This is a genomic window from Desulfotignum balticum DSM 7044, from assembly GCF_000421285.1.
GTDB classification, from domain to species: domain Bacteria; phylum Desulfobacterota; class Desulfobacteria; order Desulfobacterales; family Desulfobacteraceae; genus Desulfotignum; species Desulfotignum balticum.
The window spans coordinates 19,217-38,995 of the sequence record NZ_ATWO01000001.1; the positions used below are offsets into that span (position 1 = coordinate 19,217).

Annotated in this window: 19 protein-coding genes; 9 read left to right on the forward strand and 10 right to left on the reverse strand. The window is 55.9% G+C overall.

The window, feature by feature from the left end; genetic code table 11:
• Positions 1 to 25: 25 nt before the first annotated feature.
• From K365_RS0100120 to K365_RS0100145, 5 genes are all read right to left on the reverse strand, one after another.
• A complete protein-coding gene (locus tag K365_RS0100120) occupies positions 26 to 1,471 on the reverse strand; it encodes an SLC13 family permease (protein ID WP_024333028.1) in 1,446 nt (481 codons plus the stop codon).
• Between the two features lie 29 nt (positions 1,472 to 1,500).
• Positions 1,501 to 3,384, reverse strand: coding sequence for an aryl-sulfate sulfotransferase (locus K365_RS0100125; RefSeq protein WP_024333029.1), 1,884 nt, complete (start codon positions 3,382 to 3,384; stop codon positions 1,501 to 1,503).
• A 57-nt stretch (positions 3,385 to 3,441) separates the two neighbouring features.
• Complete coding sequence (locus K365_RS0100130) at positions 3,442 to 3,750, reverse strand: thioredoxin family protein (RefSeq protein ID WP_024333030.1); 309 nt, start codon at positions 3,748 to 3,750, stop codon at positions 3,442 to 3,444.
• 55 nt (positions 3,751 to 3,805) lie between these two features.
• Complete coding sequence (locus K365_RS0100135; protein WP_024333031.1) at positions 3,806 to 4,744, reverse strand: NAD(P)/FAD-dependent oxidoreductase; 939 nt, start codon at positions 4,742 to 4,744, stop codon at positions 3,806 to 3,808.
• A gap of 126 nt (positions 4,745 to 4,870) precedes the next feature.
• Positions 4,871 to 5,386, reverse strand: a complete 516-nt coding sequence (locus tag K365_RS0100145; protein WP_024333032.1) for a Crp/Fnr family transcriptional regulator — start codon at positions 5,384 to 5,386, stop codon at positions 4,871 to 4,873.
• A gap of 59 nt (positions 5,387 to 5,445) precedes the next feature.
• Between K365_RS0100145 and K365_RS29010 the strand changes: the two genes are divergently transcribed.
• Positions 5,446 to 5,568, forward strand: coding sequence for a hypothetical protein (locus tag K365_RS29010; RefSeq protein WP_281167745.1), 123 nt, complete (start codon positions 5,446 to 5,448; stop codon positions 5,566 to 5,568).
• A gap of 86 nt (positions 5,569 to 5,654) precedes the next feature.
• Here K365_RS29010 and K365_RS0100155 read toward each other — a convergent pair whose 3' ends face one another.
• Both K365_RS0100155 and K365_RS0100160 read right to left on the reverse strand, forming a co-directional pair.
• Positions 5,655 to 6,545, reverse strand: coding sequence for a DMT family transporter (locus tag K365_RS0100155; protein ID WP_006966615.1), 891 nt, complete (start codon positions 6,543 to 6,545; stop codon positions 5,655 to 5,657).
• Between the two features lie 9 nt (positions 6,546 to 6,554).
• The gene (locus K365_RS0100160) at positions 6,555 to 7,436 is read right to left on the reverse strand and encodes a 50S ribosomal protein L11 methyltransferase (protein WP_024333033.1); all 882 of its coding nucleotides are present in this window, start codon (positions 7,434 to 7,436) and stop codon (positions 6,555 to 6,557) included.
• Positions 7,437 to 7,551: 115 nt separating this feature from the next.
• Here K365_RS0100160 and prmA point away from each other — a divergent pair, with 115 nt between their 5' ends.
• Genes prmA through K365_RS0100185 form a run of 5 tightly spaced genes read left to right on the forward strand, consistent with a single transcriptional unit; the run spans position 7,552 to position 12,070 of the window.
• A complete protein-coding gene (gene prmA / locus K365_RS0100165) occupies positions 7,552 to 8,478 on the forward strand; it encodes a 50S ribosomal protein L11 methyltransferase (protein WP_024333034.1) in 927 nt (308 codons plus the stop codon).
• Positions 8,471 to 9,595 (forward strand): ABC transporter permease, encoded by a 1,125-nt coding sequence (locus K365_RS0100170; protein WP_024333035.1) that lies wholly within the window; start codon positions 8,471 to 8,473, stop codon positions 9,593 to 9,595. Before prmA ends, K365_RS0100170 begins: the two co-directional genes overlap by 8 nt.
• The gene (locus K365_RS0100175; protein ID WP_024333036.1) at positions 9,592 to 10,356 is read left to right on the forward strand and encodes an ABC transporter ATP-binding protein; all 765 of its coding nucleotides are present in this window, start codon (positions 9,592 to 9,594) and stop codon (positions 10,354 to 10,356) included. The genes K365_RS0100170 and K365_RS0100175 overlap by 4 nt, the downstream gene beginning before the upstream one ends.
• A complete protein-coding gene (locus K365_RS0100180; protein ID WP_024333037.1) occupies positions 10,353 to 11,444 on the forward strand; it encodes an MlaD family protein in 1,092 nt (363 codons plus the stop codon). The genes K365_RS0100175 and K365_RS0100180 overlap by 4 nt, the downstream gene beginning before the upstream one ends.
• Complete coding sequence (locus K365_RS0100185; protein WP_006966609.1) at positions 11,441 to 12,070, forward strand: hypothetical protein; 630 nt, start codon at positions 11,441 to 11,443, stop codon at positions 12,068 to 12,070. The genes K365_RS0100180 and K365_RS0100185 overlap by 4 nt, the downstream gene beginning before the upstream one ends.
• A 52-nt stretch (positions 12,071 to 12,122) precedes the next feature.
• Here the strand turns inward: K365_RS0100185 and K365_RS0100190 are convergent, their stop codons facing one another.
• Together K365_RS0100190 and priA are read right to left on the reverse strand one after the other, a co-directional pair.
• Positions 12,123 to 12,617 (reverse strand): hypothetical protein, encoded by a 495-nt coding sequence (locus K365_RS0100190; RefSeq protein ID WP_024333038.1) that lies wholly within the window; start codon positions 12,615 to 12,617, stop codon positions 12,123 to 12,125.
• Between the two features lie 198 nt (positions 12,618 to 12,815).
• Positions 12,816 to 15,257 carry a replication restart helicase PriA gene (priA, locus tag K365_RS0100195; RefSeq protein WP_024333039.1) on the reverse strand — a complete coding sequence of 814 codons (2,442 nt, stop codon included), beginning with the start codon at positions 15,255 to 15,257 and terminating at the stop codon, positions 12,816 to 12,818.
• 133 nt (positions 15,258 to 15,390) lie between these two features.
• On the opposite strand from priA, the gene upp reads away from it, so the two are divergent.
• The 3 genes from upp (at position 15,391) to K365_RS0100210 (ending at position 18,618) form a co-directional block, all read left to right on the forward strand.
• Entirely contained in the window at positions 15,391 to 16,017 is a 627-nt protein-coding gene (upp, locus tag K365_RS0100200; protein WP_006966606.1) for a uracil phosphoribosyltransferase, read from the forward strand.
• Between the two features lie 73 nt (positions 16,018 to 16,090).
• The gene (locus K365_RS0100205; protein ID WP_006966605.1) at positions 16,091 to 17,338 is read left to right on the forward strand and encodes a uracil-xanthine permease family protein; all 1,248 of its coding nucleotides are present in this window, start codon (positions 16,091 to 16,093) and stop codon (positions 17,336 to 17,338) included.
• A gap of 62 nt (positions 17,339 to 17,400) precedes the next feature.
• Positions 17,401 to 18,618 (forward strand): MFS transporter, encoded by a 1,218-nt coding sequence (locus K365_RS0100210; protein ID WP_006966604.1) that lies wholly within the window; start codon positions 17,401 to 17,403, stop codon positions 18,616 to 18,618.
• A 107-nt stretch (positions 18,619 to 18,725) separates the two neighbouring features.
• On the opposite strand, the gene K365_RS0100215 is transcribed toward K365_RS0100210, so the two are convergent.
• On the reverse strand, positions 18,726 to 19,685 hold the full coding sequence (locus K365_RS0100215; RefSeq protein WP_337833246.1) for an NAD(P)-dependent oxidoreductase: 960 nt from the start codon (positions 19,683 to 19,685) through the stop codon (positions 18,726 to 18,728).
• Positions 19,686 to 19,779 lie beyond the last annotated feature (94 nt).

Genomic DNA, 19,779 nt, shown 5'->3' on the forward strand with positions numbered 1-19,779 from the left:
GACAGGGACGGCGGCTGGATGGGAATCAGATCAGGCCGATGAACTTCCAGTAGGGAATCATGATCAGCACGATGAAAATGATATTGAACACCATTTTAATGCTGAAAAATTTAACGAAATCCTGCAGCCGGATCAGGCCGAAGGAAAAGTAAATCAGCACCAGCGCATATTCATAGGGCAGAATGATCTGGTTGGTGGCCATATTAATGACATAGTAAAAAGAGAACGGATTGATATCCACACTCAAAGCGATTTCCGCCAGGGGTGCGGTGAATGCCGCCCAGATGGCCAGCGGTGTCATAATGAAATTGGACACCACACTCAACACCCAGACCAGCACCAGTGTGAACATGCTGCCGCTGGCTTCCATCATGGGTGTGGAATACTGGGCAATAATTTTCCCGATGCCCAGCACATTGGATGCGGCCCCGATGGCCATGCATGCCGTGACAAAGAACAGCAGGGAAAAATTGATCCGTTTGATGTCGTCCTCCGTACCTACCCGGATGCCCGGCAGATACATCAGGCACCCGGCCACGGCAAACCCCCAACCGATATTGATGTGGTGCAGCCCCCCGGTCATCAGGAAAATCACCAGAAGCACCGTGACGAACAATCCTTTTTTTTCTTTGGATGTCAACGTTCCGAGTTTGTCATAGGCCTCACTGACATAGGCTTTGCAGTTGATCTCTTTGGACGGCTTGAATATTTTTGTGATCAGAAATACACAGAAAAACGACCACAGTATCATGGGCGCATTGTGAAACAGATACAGAAACCAGGTCATGGGCACATCATATACGGTGATGCCTGCCCCGGCAATGATGTTGAAATTGGGATTGTAAAAGAAATACAGCGGTGTCAGGGCCGCCATGGCACCGGTGAGCATGATGCCTGCCGATTCTTTGGACCGGCCCAGATCCAGGGCCAGGCAGATGCCGTAGGTGAACGCAGCCAGCGGGATCACGGCCTGGGCCGGGATCAGCAGGTTCAGGATGATGCCCGTGAACATGATGCCGTATAAAATCCGGTTGTAGGTCCCCCCGGTCTTGATGATGCACCAGTAGGCCACCCGCCGCAAAAGCCCTGCGCTTTCCAGGCAGTTGGCCATGAGAATCCCGCCCATGAACATCCACGGCACACTGGTGGACCAGGGTCCGAATACCGCCTGTTCCGGGGCGATCCCCGTGACCACATAGGCCACGGGCAAAAGAATGGCCGGGATCATCTGGGGCAGGGTTTCAAAGGCAAAGATCAGGATGGCACACAGGGTGATGGCCAGAAAATTCCGGATCACCGGGGTAAAGGTCTCGCCCGTGGGCACCATCATGACGATCAAAGGGGCAATCACGATCACGGCCCAGTAAATCATCTGCTTTCTGTCCGCCGGGCTGCGGTCGGCTCCGGCCGCAGCCTCCTGGGAAGCCCTGACGTTGCCGCCGTCTGCGGCAATGGTGTTGTCGGCTTGCATAAAACGGTCTCCTTTTTTCAGGTTGACTTTTACGGACAGAAAATGGAAACGCCGGTGTCAAATTTCTTGTCGTTGATGATCAGCTTGATCTGGTATTTTCCTTTCAAACCCTGTTTGCTGATGTTGAGTTTCAGTTCCCGGTCATCGTCTTCCAGAAACGCGCCCGAGCACATGGCCAGATGCACGACCGCCGAGGTGTTGAGAAAATAATGATGGCTGTCGGCATCTCCTTCCAGGCAGATCATGGCCAGGGTGCCTCTTTCAAACCGGCCGTGAAACACCATGCGGTCTTCATCTTCTTCGATCACCACATTGTGCCAGGCATCCGGCTGTTCATTGACTTCTTGAGCATCGGGCACGGTGTCAAATTCCGGGGTGACATCCAGTTGTCCCAGCAGCTGACCCGCACCGAACCGCACATTGTCTTTGTCATGGTAGATGGGCAGTTTTTCCGCCCGGTAGAAATTGCCTTGGGTTTCCAGTTCGTACAGCACCACCCCGTCTTTTTCCTCCACGGTCACGGACCGCAGCTCCACAGCCGGGTCTTTGGGATCCAGGAATGCGCCCAGCCCGTCGTCGGCCCAGCCATCCTTGAATCCGATCCCGCCGGAATGGATCAGGTAATGCCCGTCTGCATAATACTCCACATTGCAGATATAAGGAGAGAAAAATTCCTGGCCCCGCTCCTTGCCGTACTGCCACACCTGTTCGATCTCCATTTTTTCGGTGTCAATGCGGTATCTCACCCCTCTGGAGAAATTGTCCCGGTTCTTGATATAATTGTCTTTGTTCTTGGCCCGGTACTGGCCGTTGTCAAAGCACATCACATCCCCTTCCGGCGTGATCAGGGCTGCATGCTGCTCATACTGCCAGTCAAAATTCTTTACATCCCCCACGGGGGTGAAAAAATATTTTTTTACCATCTCTTCAGGCCAGCCTTCCGGGTCTCCCACGATCCAGTTGAGCCTGCCGGAATCAAAATCGATGTTCACCACGGCATCCTGGTGCCGGCCGGAAAAGGTCAAAGAATGGGTGGGCTTGTCATACCACACCGAGTTGTTGTGGAACCAGTCATGGGCATCCTGGGATCCGGAACCGGCCACATCCTGGGGAAGGAAGGTCTTGTAATCCCAGGTTTTGAGGATATCACCGGTGTTGCGGTCAATGAGCACACACATGTCTTCTACGGTATCCCGGGTGAAATCCTGGGTCAGCACCAGCAGGTTGCCGTCTTCCATTTCAAAGTGATCATGGTGGTAGTTGCCGGGCAGCCGGTATTCCTTGTAGATTTTGCCCAGCATATCCAGTTCGATCAGGCCCGTGGAATTGTAGGGCATGCGGCAGAACCGGCTGGAACCGGTGAGAATATTGCCGTTGGCAGCCCGTTTGATGTCAAACATGGTGTTTTCCGTGAGCATCCACCGGATATCGCCTTTGTAGTCGTAAGCCGTGGGCAGGTTTTTGCCGGCCGGGGTCAGAAACATGAAATTGTCTTCCAGATAATCGGCGGAAGTCATCACGTTCAGGCACCGGCACACATCTTCAGGCAGTTTTCCGGTCTGGATGGTGATCTGTTTGGATGTGCCGTCGGGCAAAGAGATTGTCACCTGGTTGGCAAAATCTTCATACAGCCCCAGGACCGGCAGCTTGTGCACCGTGTCCGCTGCAAAGGTGTGGGGCAGGTTTTCTCTTTCAAACCGTTTGCCGCATACGGTCACCGTGGGTGCGACCTTTTGGGTGGTTTTAAACATCACCAGTGCGCACAACGGATTGATCAGGTAGGGGTTGTGCACGACAAACGGGGTGTCAATGGTGTAGGTCTGTTTTTCAAAATCCGCCAGAAACTGGTTTTCCGCGTTGGCCTGGCGGGTGATGAGATGGTCGTAGCTGTTATAGGTCACTTTGTTGCTCATGGTCTTACATCTCCTTTTTATCTGTTGCAATATATGAGACCCCGGGTCACGGCGGGGTTATAAAATCTCGTCTATGGCTTTGACAATGGCGGGTTTCTGCTGCAGACCGGTGATCCGGTTGACTTCCTCGCCGTCTTTTAAAAACAGCATGGTGGGAAATCCCTTCACGCCCAGGCGTTCCTTTAATTCCTTGTTTTCGTCAAAATCAATGGTAAAGATGGGAAATTCCGGTTTGAGCTTGTCAATGTCGCGCAGCACAAACGCCAGCATTTTGCAGGGGCCGCAGACTTTGGAATAAAATTCCACCATCATGGACCCGGATTTGTCCAGCTGGTCAAATCCGTTGGTATCCAGTTCCTGAATCATGGTTTCTCCTTTTCATGGGTATTGAGCCGGAATGTTTTATCCGGACGTTGTTATATCAAGGCGTGGTCTCGCCTTTGAGTTTTTCCACATATTTGGCCGCACTGTTGGCGGCAATGGCACCGTCGGAGCAGGCGGTCACGATCTGCCGCAGTTTTTTCACGGTCACATCCCCGGCCCCGTATATGCCGGAAATCGTTGTCTGCATATCTTCATTCACCTGGATGAAGCCCATGTCATCCAGGATGCCCAGGTGTCCAAAGGCATTGGAGGTGGGTTCCAGGCCGATGTATTCAAACACCCCGTCACAGTGGACATGGCGTTCTTTTTGATCTTGTTTCGTGGATTTGAACCGCACTCCGTTCAGAACGTCTTGTCCGGTGAATTCAAGCACTTCCTGATATGGATAGATGGTGACATTGGGCAGGGCCCGGAGCTGTCCGCACACCTTGGGATCGGCCGTGAGATCGAACATGGTGACAATGGTCAAAGAATGGGTAATGCCGGCCAGATACAAAGATTCCTCCACGGCGGAGTTGCCCCCGCCGATCACCACCACATCCTTGTCCCGGTACTGGGCCCCGTCACAGATGGCGCACCAGCTGATCCCGGCCCCGGCAAACCGGTCCTCACCGGAGATGCCCAGTTTTCTGGGGATGGTGCCGGTGGCGATGATCACGGCATGGGTGACAATTTTTGTGTCATCTTCTTCACTGGCCAGAATTTTGAAAGGGCCGTTGTCCGTGATGCCGGTGATGGTTTTGTAGTCAAACGCCACCCCCAGTTCCTGGGTGTGTTCATACATTTTCATGCTCAGCTCGGCCCCGTTGATGCGGCCCGTGCCGGTGTAGTTTTCAATTTCATTGGTATTCACCATCTGGCCGCCCGGGGCCAGCTGATCCACGATCAGCACGGACATGTTGGCCCGGACGGCATAGATGGCTGCAGTCAGGCCGGCAGGGCCGGCACCGATTATAACGATATCATATGGGGTCATGGTGTATTTTCCTTTTTTACGGATTACAATTCTTTTGTCCTCCATAAAACAGGATTTTTACAACCACATCCATGACGGCCGTCATGTTGACGGCTTTTTTATCAAAAAAAGGGAAAAAAGAGGGATTTAGATTTTCAGGCTGCCGAATTCGATATTTTTGAGGGCTGCCGGATCATGAATCCGGATCTGTCCCCGCTGGGTGGTGATGATGCCCATGTCCCGGAGCTGGCCCATGGTTCGAAGGGTGGATTCCGGCGTGGTGCCGGCGATTTCCGATATTTCCTGGCTGGTGAACAGCAGCGGGGTCCCGAATTTTTCGTACAAAGTGCTGAGCACCCGGAGCACCCGGTTTTCCACTTTTTTTTCCATCAGATCCAAAATCCGGGAGTTGGCACTGTCCAGACCGATGCCGATCCATCGAAGGATATTGGGAACGATGACCGGATGGTCAGTCACAAAAGTCATGAATTGATTGCCCTGGATGCGCAGGCACCGGGTGGGCCGGGCCGCCTCAGCTTCCAGGAACCGGCCGCAGTCCAGATAAGGGCCCAGCAGGTTGTAGGGTTCTCCCCGTTTGACCAGCAGAAACGTGATCCGTCGGCCGCTTTCCGCACACGCACTGATCCGCAGCAGCCCGGACATGACAAAAAAACCGGATCCACCGTGTCCCCGATCGCCGACACATGGGTGTTTTTGGGGAAATGGACGGCATCTCCGATGTCAAACAGCCGGAACACCACATCTGCCGGAACACCCTTGAAAAACGGGGCCGTGCGGAAAACATCTTTTTCACTTTGGGTGAACTGGGCCATGGGTTCTTATAGACCGGGTTTTGGCCGGTGTCAACACCCGGTGTGCCCGTGGGACAAGGCGCTTTTTCAGCGTTGTCCGTCCACAGTCAGGCCGTTTTTCATGTCCGGCTGCTGGTGGTACCGATATAAATGGCGCAAAGGGCCAGCACCACCCCGGTCCAGGCCATGGCCGAGGTCTCCCGGTTGAAAAACAGCACATCCCATACAAAGGACAATGAGGGCTGGAGCAGCAGGGCCAGCCCGGCAATGGCCGCCGGAATTCTGGGCAGAGAATGGCCGATGAGTAACCAGCCCAGGGTCTGGCACATCAGGCCCAGCCCCACCAGGGCGCCCAGAGACGGCATGTCCGGGATGGCAAACGATTCTGCGTTGCGTACCATTTCCAGCCCCAGAAACAGGGCCGTGGCAAAGGACACCACCATGAGGGTGTACACCACAGGCGGGCTGTCGGCCTCGGACTGCATCCGCCGGAACACCATGAGAAAACCCGTGTAGAACACGGCCGTGGCAATGCCGTAGTAAATGCCCAGACGGAAATCCGGTGTCAGCTGGCCCCAGGGGGTGCCCACGATCATGAACAGCCCGATCATGGCCGGGGGGATGGAAATCAGCAGCCGGACCGAGGGTTTTTCACCATAAATCACAAACGCCACGGCCGGCACCATGAACACCTCAAAGTTGCCCAGAATCGTGGCCAGGCCCGGCCCCACATACTGGATGCTGCGATGCCAGGCATACAGGTCCAGGGCAAAGAACAGGCCCGTGATCAACGCCAGCTTCAGAAACCGCCATCCGTACCATTGCATCTGCCGGCGGACCAGCAGGATGATCAGCAAAAAACAACCGCCGAAAAACACCCGGTAAAATGCAGACCCCGTGGGGGTCACCTGGGCGATTTTGACAAATACCGCGGAAAAACTGATCATCACAGCGCCCAGGGTGGTCCGGGTCAGGGCCTGGCGGAAAACAAATGCAGGATCATGGGACATGGGAGGGGATCATTCCTTTGCGGTTCCGGAAATTGAGCCGGTACTGCGGACCGGGGCGTGTTTGGGACGGTCTGCCCGGGGACGGGCCAGAAACGTGTGCCAGATCCCGTCCGGGCTTCGGTGCTCCAGAATGGTCATCTGTCTTTTTTCCAGGGCCGCAGCCACGTCCCGGGCCTCGGACCGCAGCAGCCCGGACAGAATGACCCGGGGTTTTTTAACAAATTCCGGGCTGTCCAGCAACTGCCGCATGATATCATAATGAATATTGGCCACCAGCAGATCACAGGGCAGGTCCACAGTGGTTTCGCCTCTGGCCTGAAACGCCAGTATCCGGTCGTCCCAGTGGTTGAGGGCGATGTTTTTTTTGGTGGTTTTCACTGCCAGAAGATTGAAATCACAGGCCAAAACCCGGTCACATCCCATGGCCGCGGCCCCTAAGGCCAGAAGCCCCGTACCGGTGCCGATATCCAGCACCGTGTGGACGGGTTCACATGCACACACCCGGCAAATGAGATCCAGGCAGTCATGGGTGGTGGGGTGAAGCCCCGTGCCGAACACCACGCCCGGATCCATCATGACCGGACGTTTTCCATGGATGTGTTCAGGGACCTCCCAGGGCGGAAAAATACAGAAATCCGCCACATCATAGGGGTGAACGGCATCTCCGTGCCACTGCTCCCAGGTCATGTCATACACATCTTTGAACTCGACGCCGGGGTTGTCTGTTTTTATCCGGTCAGCCAGATCCGGCACAGGTTGGGAAAAAAACACGAACGAGGTGCCCTGTTCCTGCCAGAGACCCAGAAACCGCGGATCAGATGAGATATCCGTGTCCAGGGAAAGCATGCCTTCAAAATAGTGGATCACCAGGTTTTGATACGGGTTTTTCATAGGGCCGGAAATGGTTTTGTGTAAAATACAATTTGACTTTGCCAAAAATATGAAAAATAATCTTTTCATATGAAAAATTCAAGAACCGATTCAAAAACATCCTCAGGGCAGTCACATGGAATACCGAAAAATCATTGCCGGGTTTGAATCAGACAATCCGGCCCTGGCCGAAGAATTGATCTGTGACATGTTTTTTTCATCCGGTGTCAACGGCGTGGTGTGTCATCTGCCCTTAGCGGAACCGGACGAAGGGTTCGGCACGCCCACGCCGATAGTGCCCGACGGCAACCGCATTGAAGGGTATCTGCCTGAAACTTTGGATGCGGATAAAATTCTGGCACAGCTCATTTGCCGGGCCGAAGCACTGGCACAGGACGGCATCCATGTGATTGTCCGGACGGAAACCGTGGCGGATCAGGACTGGGCACATGCCTGGAAAGCGTACTTTCATGTGATACGCATCACAGACCGCATTGTGGTGAAGCCAGCATGGCAACCGTTTGATCCGGAACCGGACGATCTGGTGATCCACCTGGATCCGGGCATGGCGTTCGGGACCGGCACCCATCCTTCCACCTGCATGTGCTTGAAGCAGATTCAGGCCGAACTTAGCCCTGGACAGACATTTCTGGATGTGGGGTGCGGGTCGGGGATTCTGATGATTGCCGCTGCCAGACTGGGGGCATCCCGGATGGCGGGAATTGACACGGATTCGGCGGCCGTGGCTGTGGCCAAGGAAAACCTGGAGAAAAATGAGGTGTCTGCTGATCAGTATCACCTGTGTACCGGCACCCTGGATCAGATGGATCCCACACCATATGACCTGATTGCCGCCAATATCATTGCCCAGACCCTGGTGGCCATTATGGCGGATATCCGTCTACGCATGGCCCCGGATGGCAGAGCCGTTCTTTCCGGGATCATCCTGGAGCGGCTGCCGGATGTGGAAACAGCCCTGGAACAGCAGGGGCTGACCATACTGACCCGGGACACGGATGCAGAGTGGGTCACAATCACGGTGGGCCGGGAATCCTGTGACTGAGCTGAACATCAATCACACCGATACGGGCCGGACCCTTGTTTTTTCCGGGCGCATGGACGCCGACGGCATTGCAAAGATATGGGAAAAGGCCTGTGACGGCATCGGTACCCATGCCGGGACAGACCTGACCCTGGATTTGTCCGGGGTCACCTATTTTGACATGGCCGGTGCCGCGTTTGTGGTCCATCTTGACCGGACGGCCCGGGAACAGAACCTGAAATCCATCCGCACCACCGGACTGGACCCGGCCGCTGCCACCCTGGTGGAACGGATTTCCCGGAATGAGCTTACCGAACCGGCCCCGGCACCGCCTGCCGGCCGCATCCGGATGTTTGTGGCAAACCAGGGCCAAAGCCTGGCCGAATTTTGGGAGGATGTTAAAAACTATATTGCGTTTTTCGGGGAGATCTGCTGGTTTTTCGGTACCAGCCTGGTGCGCCCGAACCGGATCCGGTGGGGTGAAACGTGGCGGGTGGCGGAACAGGCCGGGGTGAATGCATTGCCCATTGTGGCCCTGATCAGCTTTATTGTGGGCCTGGTCATGGCGTTTCAGTCCGCCATTCCCATGAAAATGTTCGGCGCGGAAATCTATGTGGCCAATCTTATCGGCCTGGCCATGGTCCGGGAACTGGGGCCGTTGATGACGGCCATTGTCCTGGCCGGGCGGTCTGCGTCCGCGTTTGCCGCAGAAATCGGTACCATGAAAATCAATGAAGAGATTGATGCCCTGACCATCATGGGCCTGGAACCGGTGCGGTTTCTGATCCTGCCCCGGGTGATCGCTTCCACGGTGATGACGCCTTTGCTCACGGTGTTTGCCATCCTGGTGGGAATCCTGGGAGGGGCCGTGGTGATTCTGTCCATGGGGCATCCGTTTTCCGCGTATTACAACCAGGTGGTGGGATTTGTGTCCTGGGGGGATTTTGTGGGTGGGATGATCAAATGCTTTGTGTTCGGGGTGCTCATTGCCGCCACGGGATGCATCCGGGGATACCAGACCCGTCAGGGGCCGTCCGCCGTGGGTGAGGCCGCCACAAGGGCCGTGGTGTCGTCCATCATTCTCATTGCCGTGTTTGACGGGATTTTTTCAATTATTTACTATGTGTTGGATGTGTGAAAGAACCGATTATACAAGTGAAGCACCTGTTTGCCGGGTATGACGGCCAGGCCATTATGGAGGATCTGACCTTTGACATCAACAAAGGAGAGATCTTTGTGATCCTGGGCGGGTCCGGATGCGGCAAGAGCACCGTGCTCAAGCACATGATCGGGCTGTTGCCGCCCGTGTCCGGCCAGGTACTGATTCATGGTCAGGACATGGTGGCGGCCCGGGGAAAAGAACGGACCCGGCTGCTGCGGCAGATCGGTGTGGCGTTCCAGAACGGGGCATTGTTCGGCTCCATGACCGTGCTGGAAAATATCATGCTGCCTCTGACCGCGTTTACGGCTTTGTCCGATGCAGCCGCCAGAACCCTTGCCCTGGCCAAACTCGGGCTGGTGGATCTGATCCGGCACAGCCATCTGCTGCCGGGCGAATTGAGCGGGGGTATGAGAAAACGGGCCGCCATTGCCCGGGCCATGGCCCTGGATCCCGGAGTCCTGTTTCTGGATGAACCGTCCGCCGGTCTGGATCCGCTGACCTCCGCAGAGCTGGATCTGCTCATCAAAGATCTGGCCCAGACCCTGGGCATCACGTTTGTGATCGTCACCCATGAACTGGAGAGCATTCTTACCATTGCCGACAACACCATCATACTGGAAAAAGAATTAAAAGGGATCATCGCCACAGGCCATCCCAAAGACCTGAAAGCGGATCCCGCCAACGAATACGCGTACCGGTTTTTCAACCGGGACCCTGAAAAAGAGAAAAAACCATGACCCAAAATGCCAATTATTTTAAACTCGGCCTGTTCGTGATCGCGGCTTTCTGCCTGGGCGTCGGGTTTCTCCTCATGTTCGGGGCCGGAGAATTTCTGAAAAAAGAGATCCTGGCCGAATCCTGCTTTGACGAGTCCGTCCAGGGGCTGGATGTGGGATCTGAAGTCAAATACAAGGGCGTACGCATCGGCACGGTCAAAGCCATCACCACGCCGGTCAAAGTGTATCAGGCCCAGTCCCAGTGTGTGCTGGTGGTGTTTGCCCTGGATCTGGACGCGTTTCCCCCCAACGGAAACCAGGACCCGGCAGACGCGGTCAAAGCGGCCGTGGACAAAGGACTCACCGTGTATCTGAGCTTCAAGGGCATTACCGGGGCCGCATATCTGGAAACCGATTATCTGCCAAACATTGGCGATCCGGTTGACATTACCTGGACCCCGGACAACCTGTATATCCCGTCCCGGAAAAGCAGTATCAAGCGTCTGGGGGATGCAATGAACCTGATTCTGGAAAACCTGACCGAGATCAATGTCATGGGAATGACCCGCAACCTGGAAAAACTGCTGGAAACATTGAATCAAAAAACCGCGGCATTGGATATGGCCGGGATTTCCCAGCGGACTTCAGCCATGATGGACGAGGTCCGGAACACCAGCCGCATTTTGTCTGAAATCCTTGAATCTCCGGATTTCCGTGGCATGATCCAGGACGCCAAAGGATCTTTCAGCGGCTTTCGGACGTTGGTGACCGATGTCCGGGACCCTGTAAATCAGACCCTCGAAGACCTGGGCCATGCCGCAGCCAGCGCTAAAACATTGACACAAAATCTGGAAGCGCGCACCGACACCCGGCTCACGGCGCTGTCTCAACAGGTGGACGGGCTCATGGAAAGCCTGAACACCACGATCGCCATGCTGGAAAACCTGGTCTGGCTCAACAGTGACACCATCAACCGGACCATCAGTAATTTTGAACACACGTCTGAAAATCTGAAGCAGATGAGTCTGGAAATCCGGCGATATCCCGCCCGCCTGCTGCTGGAAAGGCCGCCCAAACCGCCGGAAGAACCTTCTGAGGGGGGAAGATGAAACCGTTCTGGATCTGTGGGGCTGTTGCAACCGGAGTGGTTGTTCTGGCGGGTGTGTTGTTGCTGTCAGGATGCGCCGGGATTGTCCGGGATTTTCCGGAAACCCGCCTGTTTGTGATTGAGTCGCCCCGGATCAACCGCACTGCGGCCGGGTTTGAAACCGGTCAGGGCCTGTTGATCCGTCAGTTCGATATTTCTGCTGAATTTGAAAGCAGTTTTTTTGTTTACAAAGTATCTGACAACCGGTTCACCAATGATTATTACAATAAATTCATGGTTTCTCCGGCCCGGATGATTTCGGATGCGGTTCAGGAATCGCTGGATGGCTCGGTTTTCTTCCGGCAGGTGCCGACCAGTGAGCCGGATCGAATCGCGTTTCGTTTGTCCGGAAAAATTACGCACCTGTATGCCGATATCCAGGACCCGAAACATCCCCGGGCCGTCATGACGCTGCGGCTGCGGCTTGAAAAACAGACCGACGCCGGGTTCATGCCGGTGATCAATCAGGTCTACAGCGCCGTTGAACCGGCATCTGAAAATCGTTCCGATACCCTGGCCCGGGCCTGGAACCTTTGCCTGAAACAGGTGGTCACAAAATTTCTTGCGGATGTGGCCCTTTTGAAATGAGAGATCAGGCTTTGCTTATTGTCGTTGGCGCCGGCGGCATGCAGCAATCTGATCAGGCCGGCAGAGGAAATCCGCCGGGACCCACTTTCCAGGTGCCGTCCTCTTTGACTGCCGTGACAGTGGTCTCAAATTCATGTTCTTCGATCAACCCGAAGACATATCCCACAATCCGGTAAAGGGGATTGATGCTGCGGACCATGACGGCTGACAACTCGATGACGGCGGTATCTTCATCCTGTTCCACCACCCGGGTTTTTATGAGCAACGGGCGCATTTTCAGATAATCCATTTCCAGCCCCCGCCGGGCCGCGTCCTGTTCCTGCAGCCGGAAGTACATGGCCACGCGGTTGACGTCATTTTCATTGTACAGGGCTTCCCGGCTCAGGTAATCAGCCATGTCCTCATCCAGCATAAAAAATTTGTGGGTAAAGGTTTTGACCACCTCTTCCGGAGAATCAGCTGTTTCCGCCTGGACCATTGGGGCATAAAGGCCCAGGGCCATGATCAGAAAGACCAGCAGCGATATCGACCTGAAGCAGCGTTTCATGGGTTGCGTCTCCTTATGATTGATATAAATTGGGTTTGGGTCTGTTTTTACCGCTTTTTCATAGCAGAGAACCACTCAATGTTCAACTGATTTCAACGCCGGGAAATTTATTTTCTGAAATGATTTATACACTTCGTGTTCTTCGTGCGCTTCGTGGTAAAATAATCTGACAGACTTGGGGGCCGGAAAATGATCGGATCACATCAAAGAATACGGGTCCACATCAATGCCTAAAGAGATTGCGCGGTTGCGGTTCATATCCGGATGATGCTGCAGCGCCTGGACCAGGGCACTGATCTGATGAAACGACGGGCTTTTGATCACCAGCTGCCACCGGAACCGGGAGGAGATGCGCGGAATCGGGGCCTCGATGGGGCCTAAGATGTCAACTTCGGCAGCAGTTTCCGGAGATGCCTCTTTGATCTGCGTCAGGATGGCGGCAGCGTCCATGGCGGCCTGTTCCACGACGTCTTTTTTGGGACCGGACAGCTTCACCAGGATCATGCGGGTGAAGGGCGGGTATTTCAGGGCTTTGCGGAACGGGATTTCCCGGTTGTAAAATGCGGTGACATCCTGGCGCCGGGCCGCCTCGATGGTGAAATGATCCGGGTTGTAGGTCTGCATGATCACGGTGCCGGGCACATCTCCCCGGCCGGCCCGGCCCGATACCTGGGCCAGCAGCTGAAAGGTCCGCTCCCCGGCCCGGAAATCCGGCAGGTTCATGGACAGGTCCGCACAGATCACGCCCACCAGGGTGATGGCGGGAAAATCATGTCCTTTGGCCAGCATCTGGGTGCCCACGATCAGGTCCACGGTGCGGTTTCGGATGCTTTTGAGCAGCGCCAGAGCGCTGCCTTTTCTGGCCGTGGAATCCTGGTCCATGCGGGCCAGCCGGGCGTCGGGAAACATGGTTTTGAGCAGGGTTTCGATTTTTTCCGTGCCGAACCCGAAATTTTTCACGGCTTTTTTGCCGCAGGAAGGACATGCCGTGGATTCCGGCAGACAGAACCCGCACAAATGGCATTTATACACGTGCGCACTCAAGTGCAGGGTCATGGTGATATCGCAGTGCCGGCACTGGAGCGGCTGATGGCAGGCGCTGCATGCGGGAAACGAGGCAAATCCCCGGCGGTTCAGAAAGATCAGTGCCTGGTTGCCCGCCTCCAGGCAGGTCCGGATGGCTTTGGCCAGTTCCGGAGTGATGATCCGGTCCATGGGCGGGGCATCATTGTATTTTTTCAGGTCCACCAAGGTGATCTGCGGCAGGGGCCGGTCATTGACCCGGTGATGAAGATCCAGCTGCTGAAACCGCCCGGTCCGGACATTGTGTGCGGTCTGCACCGACGGGGTGGCCGATCCCAGCACCACGGGACAATCGCACATGCGGGCCCTGACCACGGCCAGGTCCCTGGCATTATACCGCAACCCGTTCTCCTGTTTGTAGGACCCGTCATGTTCCTCATCCACAATGATGATGCCGATGTTGTCAAACGGCGCAAAAATGGCAGACCTGGCCCCGATGACAATGGATACCTTGCCCGTGGCGATGTTGTGCCACTGGTCCAGGCGCTCTCCCTGGGAGAGCATGGAATGGATCACGGCAATCTGTTCCCCGAACCGGGCCCGGAACCTTCGTTCGGTCTGGGAGATCAACGCGATCTCCGGCACCAGCACCAGGGCGGATTTTCCTCTGGCCACGGCATCGGCGGCCAGACGCAGGTAGATTTCGGTTTTGCCGGACCCGGTCACCCCGGCCAGCAGATAGGGCACAAACCCCTGGTCCAGGTGATTGAGGACTGTGTTCACCGCATTTGCCTGTTCCGAAGTCAGTTCCGGCGGGATGTCCGGTTCCACGGGGTCCCCGAAAGGATCCCGGCACACCCGGCGCTGGGTGATGGTGACCCGGCCGTCCTGTGCCAGCAGTTTGACCAGCCTCGGGGCCGTGGGCACCCGGCTTCGCAGGGCCGTCAGGGAGATCTCTTTTTTTTCTGCCACAATGGACAGGATCTGCTGCCGTTTCAATGACAATTTTTTGGCCGGGTCCGGCGGTTTTTCTCCCGGGGAAATGAATTTTTCCAGGCGCGCGGACGCGGCTTCTTTTTTCAGCACGGCAGTGACTGACAGCCATCCGCTGTCCTGCATTTTTTTGAGCAGAGACCGCAGAGACGGGGAATCCATGGTATTGAACAGCTGCTTTCGGCTGATGCCCTGCCGGGTGTCCGCCAGGGTCAGGATGCGGGATTCCACCGGGGACAGGCCCGGGGTGTCCAGTGCCATCCGGCCCTGTTCCGTGGTCCGGACATGGGCCACATCCCGGCGTTCCAGCCCCGTGGGCAGGGCCGTTTTGATGGTCTCGCCCAGAGGATGCATATAATAATCCGCCACCCACCTGAAAAAAGGGATTTCATTTTCCGGAAACAACGGATGGTCATCCAGAACATCCAGGATTTTTTTGGCGGTATAGTCTCCGCTGTCTTTGCGGCCTTTCAGGATATATCCGGTGACCCGGCGTTTTCCAAAAGGCACCAGCACCCGCATGCCCGGCCGGCAGGTGTCGGACAGATAATCCGGCACGGCATACACAAAGCTGTGGGGCATCGGCAGGGTCACTGCCACATCCATGAAAGGCCATTGGGTCATGGGCCTTATTGTGCACAAAAAAACAATTATTGCAATATCTCATCCAATGCTCTTGACTCGATTCCCGGATTTTAATAATTAAAGCAGAACTTGTCTTCATCCATACCCAACTATATTTGATAAAGGAGATATTATGGCTGTTTTTGTGGGGGACCATCCCCTCATCAAGCATAAACTGGGGCTCATGCGCAAAAAAGATATTTCCACCAAGGATTTCAGGGAGTTGTCCTCCGAGGTGGCAAGGCTGCTGACCTATGAGGCCACCAAACACCTGGCCACGGAAAAGAAAACCGTGGAAGGGTGGGCCGGTCCGGTGGAGATCGAAGGGATCAAGGGGAAGAAAATCACCATTGTGCCGATTCTGCGGGCCGGACTGGGCATGATGGACGGGGTCCTGGACCTGATCCCCTCGGCCAAGGTCAGCGTGGTGGGGTTTTACCGGGATGAACAGACCCTGACCCCGGTGCAGTATTACGTCAAAACCGCATCCGCCATGGAAGAGCGTATCGCATTGATCCTGGACCCCATGCTGGCCACGGGCGGCACCCTGATCGCCACCATTGACCTGCTCAAACAGGCCGGGTGCACCAAAATCATGGGGTTGTTTCTGGTAGCGGCCCCGGAAGGCATTGCCCGGCTGGAAGAAAAACATCCGGATGTGGACATCTACACGGCTTCCGTGGACGAGCGTCTCAATGAGGTGGGCTATATTCTGCCGGGCCTGGGCGATGCCGGAGACAAGATTTTCGGCACCAAATAAATTATGTCCTGAAACCCTGTTACATTAAAATTGATTCCCAACGCATTTTAAAACTATGAAAGAGAAGCAACCTATGTCTGTATCCAGTTCATCATCCACGGAATATCATTTTCAGGTTAAAGATTGTTTTTTAGGGGCCCAGATGCTGTTTGTGGCGTTCGGGGCACTGGTCCTGGTCCCGCTGCTCACGGGCCTGGACCCCAATGTGGCGTTGTTCACGGCCGGGCTGGGCACCCTGGTGTTCCAGGTGATCACCAAAGGGAAAGTGCCGGTGTTTCTGGCCTCATCCTTTGCGTTTATCGCGCCCATCATCTACGGGGTCCAGACCTGGGGAATCCCGGGAACCATGTGCGGCCTGGCGGCGGCCGGGGTGGTGTATATCATTTTGAGCCTGCTGGTACGGTGGCAGGGCGGGGATGCCATCCGCCGGGTGCTGCCGCCTGTGGTCACAGGACCGGTCATTATGGTGATCGGGCTGATCCTGGCCCCGGTGGCCGTGCACATGACCATGGGTAAAACCGGGGACGGCGCCATGGTGCTGTTTCCCCAGACCTCCGCCATGATCGTGGGCCTGGCGGCCCTGGCCACCACGATTCTGGTATCCATCCTGGGCAAGGGGATTCTGCGGCTGATCCCGATTCTGTGCGGCATTGCCGTGGGGTATGTGCTGTCGCTGTTTTTCGGGTTTGTGGATTTTTCACCGCTGTTTACGGCCGCCTGGTTTTCCATGCCGGCGTTCACGTTTCCGGAATGGAACCTGGCCGCCGTGTTTTATATCGTGCCCATTGCCATTGCCCCGGCCATTGAACATTTCGGGGATGTGGTGGCCGTATCCGGGGTGACGGGCAAAGATTATCTCAAGGACCCGGGCATCAAAAACACCATGCTCGGGGACGGCGTGGCCACCAGTATCGCCTCGGTGCTGGGTGGACCCCCCAACACCACCTATTCTGAAGTGACCGGTGCCGTGGCCCTGACCAAAGTGTTCAACCCGGCCATCATGACCTGGGCCGCCATCGCCGCCATCCTGCTGGCGTTTGTAGGCAAGCTGGGGGCGTTGCTCCAGACCATTCCCACCCCGGTCATGGGCGGGATCATGCTGCTTTTGTTCGGTGCCATCATGGTGGTGGGTCTCAATACCCTGGTGAGATCCGGGGATGACCTCATGGAAGCCCGGAACCTGGCCATTGTGGCCCTGATCCTGATTTTCGGCATTGGCGGCATGAGTTTTTCCGCCGGCCAGTTTCAGCTCCAGGGCATCGGCCTGGCCGGTATCCTGGGGGTGTTACTTAACCTGGTACTGCCCCAGCCCCGAAAGTAGAAACGAGAACGGGGTCAGGCCTGCGTTATTGTTGTTATTACTGACCCCGATTGGAGCGTTGCATGACAAAACCGTTGCACTACGGGTGGATGATTGTTTTCACCGGCACCATGGTCCTGTTTTCCTGCCTGGGACTGGGCCGGTTCGCTTTGGGCATGCTGCTGCCCTCCATGGGGCTTTCCCTGGAATTGTCCTATTCCCAGATGGGCCTGATCGGCACGGGGAATTTTGCCGGATACATGGCCTCCGTGATCCTGGCCGGTGTGGTGGCCCGGAGCATCGGGGCCCGGAATACCATTGCATTCGGGCTGGTTCTGGTGGGCGGATCGATTCTGGGCATGAGCCGGTCCGGCGGATTTGTGCCGCTCATGGTGCTGTATGTCGTGACCGGTGTGGGGTCGGGCCTGGCCAATGTGCCGTTGATGGGCCTGGTTTCCCACTGGTTTAAAAAAGATACCCGGGGCCGGGCCGCCGGACTCATGCTCACTGGCAACGGCCTGGCCATCGTATTTTCCGGATTGATGGTTCCCTGGATCAACGCGGACCTGGGACCTGAAGGGTGGCGCACCGGATGGCTGGTGATCGGGGTGATCTCTCTGGGTGTGGCCGTCATCAGTGCCGTGCTGTTGAGAAATGATCCGGCAGACATGGGCCTGGACCCGGTGGGGCGGCCCGATCCGGTCCCGGCGACGGAAAATGATGCCCCGGCCAGCACTTTTTCTGCTTCCAAATCCCCGCATCGATGGACCATGGTGCATCTGGGGTGTATTTATCTGTTTTTCGGTGCCACCTATGTGGTGTATGCCACGTTTATCGTCACTTCGCTGGTGGATGAGCGAGGATTCGGCGAAGGCACGGCCGGCACGTTCTGGGCTGCCGTGGGGGCATTGTCCATTTTTTCCGGTCCGTTGTTCGGGTGGCTGTCCGACCGGATGGGACGGAAAATCACCATCATCGGGGTGTATCTGTTGTTCACGATTTCCTATGCCCTGGCCGGGGCCAATCTGTCCCTGCCGTTTCTGTATGTTTCCATCGGTATTTTCGGGCTGGCCGTGTGGAGCATTCCCACCATCATGTCCGCGGCCGTGGGAGACTATATGGGCCCCCGCCTGGCCGTCCGGGCGTTCGGGTTCATTACCCTGTTCTTCGGGGCCGGACAGATTGTCGGACCCATGCTGGCAGGCATGCTGGCCGACGCGTTCGGCAGTTTTTCCCCGGCGTTTTTTCTGTGTGCATTTCTCACTGCCTGCGGCGCCTCCCTGACCTTTTTCCTCAAATAGGTGTGGGGGGGCAGAAAGAAGAAGGGGTCAGGCCTGCGTTATTGTCGTTATTGACACCAATAACGACAATAACGCAGGCCTGACCCCGGGTTGGACGGGGTTGGAAGTTAGAAGAGTTTGAACAGAGCCTGGGTGCCGTCGTTTTCGCACCCGTTGTCCACCAGTCGTTCATACAGGGTTTTTGCCAGGGTCAGTCCCGGGGTGTCCAGGCCCAGGTCCCGGGCTGAATCCGCGGCAATGGTCATGTCCTTGATAAAATGCTTGACATAGAATCCCGGGGCAAAATCGCTTTTGAGCATCCGGGGGCCCAGGTTGTTCAAAGACCAGGACCCGGCCGCTCCCTGGCCGATGGACGACAGAACCGTGTCCGGATCCAGACCGGCTTTTTTGGCATAGGCCAGGGCTTCACACACCCCGATCATGCCGGCGGCAATGGCGATCTGATTGGCCATTTTGGTATGCTGGCCCGATCCGGCCGGCCCCTGGTACACGATATTTTTGCCCATGACCTGAAACAGGGGAAGCATGTCGGTGAACACGGGTTCCTCTCCGCCCACCATGATGGACAAGGTGGCGTTTCTGGCACCCAGGTCCCCGCCGGACACGGGTGCATCCAGCACCTGGATGCCTTTTTCCCGGCCCTGCGCTGCCAGCTTTCTGGCCAGTGCCGGATCCGAGGTGGTCATGTCAATGGCCACCGACCCGGTTGCCGCGTTTTCCAGAATTCCGTCTGCATCCAGATAGATCTGTGCCACATCCTGGGGATACCCCACAATGGATATGATCACGTCTGAGTTCGCTGCCAGTTTCCTGACAGAATCCATCCACACCGCACCTTTTTTTACAAGCCCGTCGGCCCGGGCCCGGGTCCGGGTATGAACGCAAAGAGCATATCCGCTGTCCAGGATATGGCCGGCCATGCTGTGTCCCATGACGCCCAGTCCGATGAATCCGATCCGTGTTTTTTCGGGTGAAATCTGCATTTCAGTCTCCTTGTCATACCGATGTTGAAATTGATATGATTTCTTTATACGGGTTTTTCCGCTTGACTGTAAAGGGTATTTCAGTCTACACCTTTAAGCAACCACATCATTCAAACCGTTGAAGGGGTATCGACGCTGTTATGAAAAATCCATTCACATCCCCTCGATCTGCTGTTGC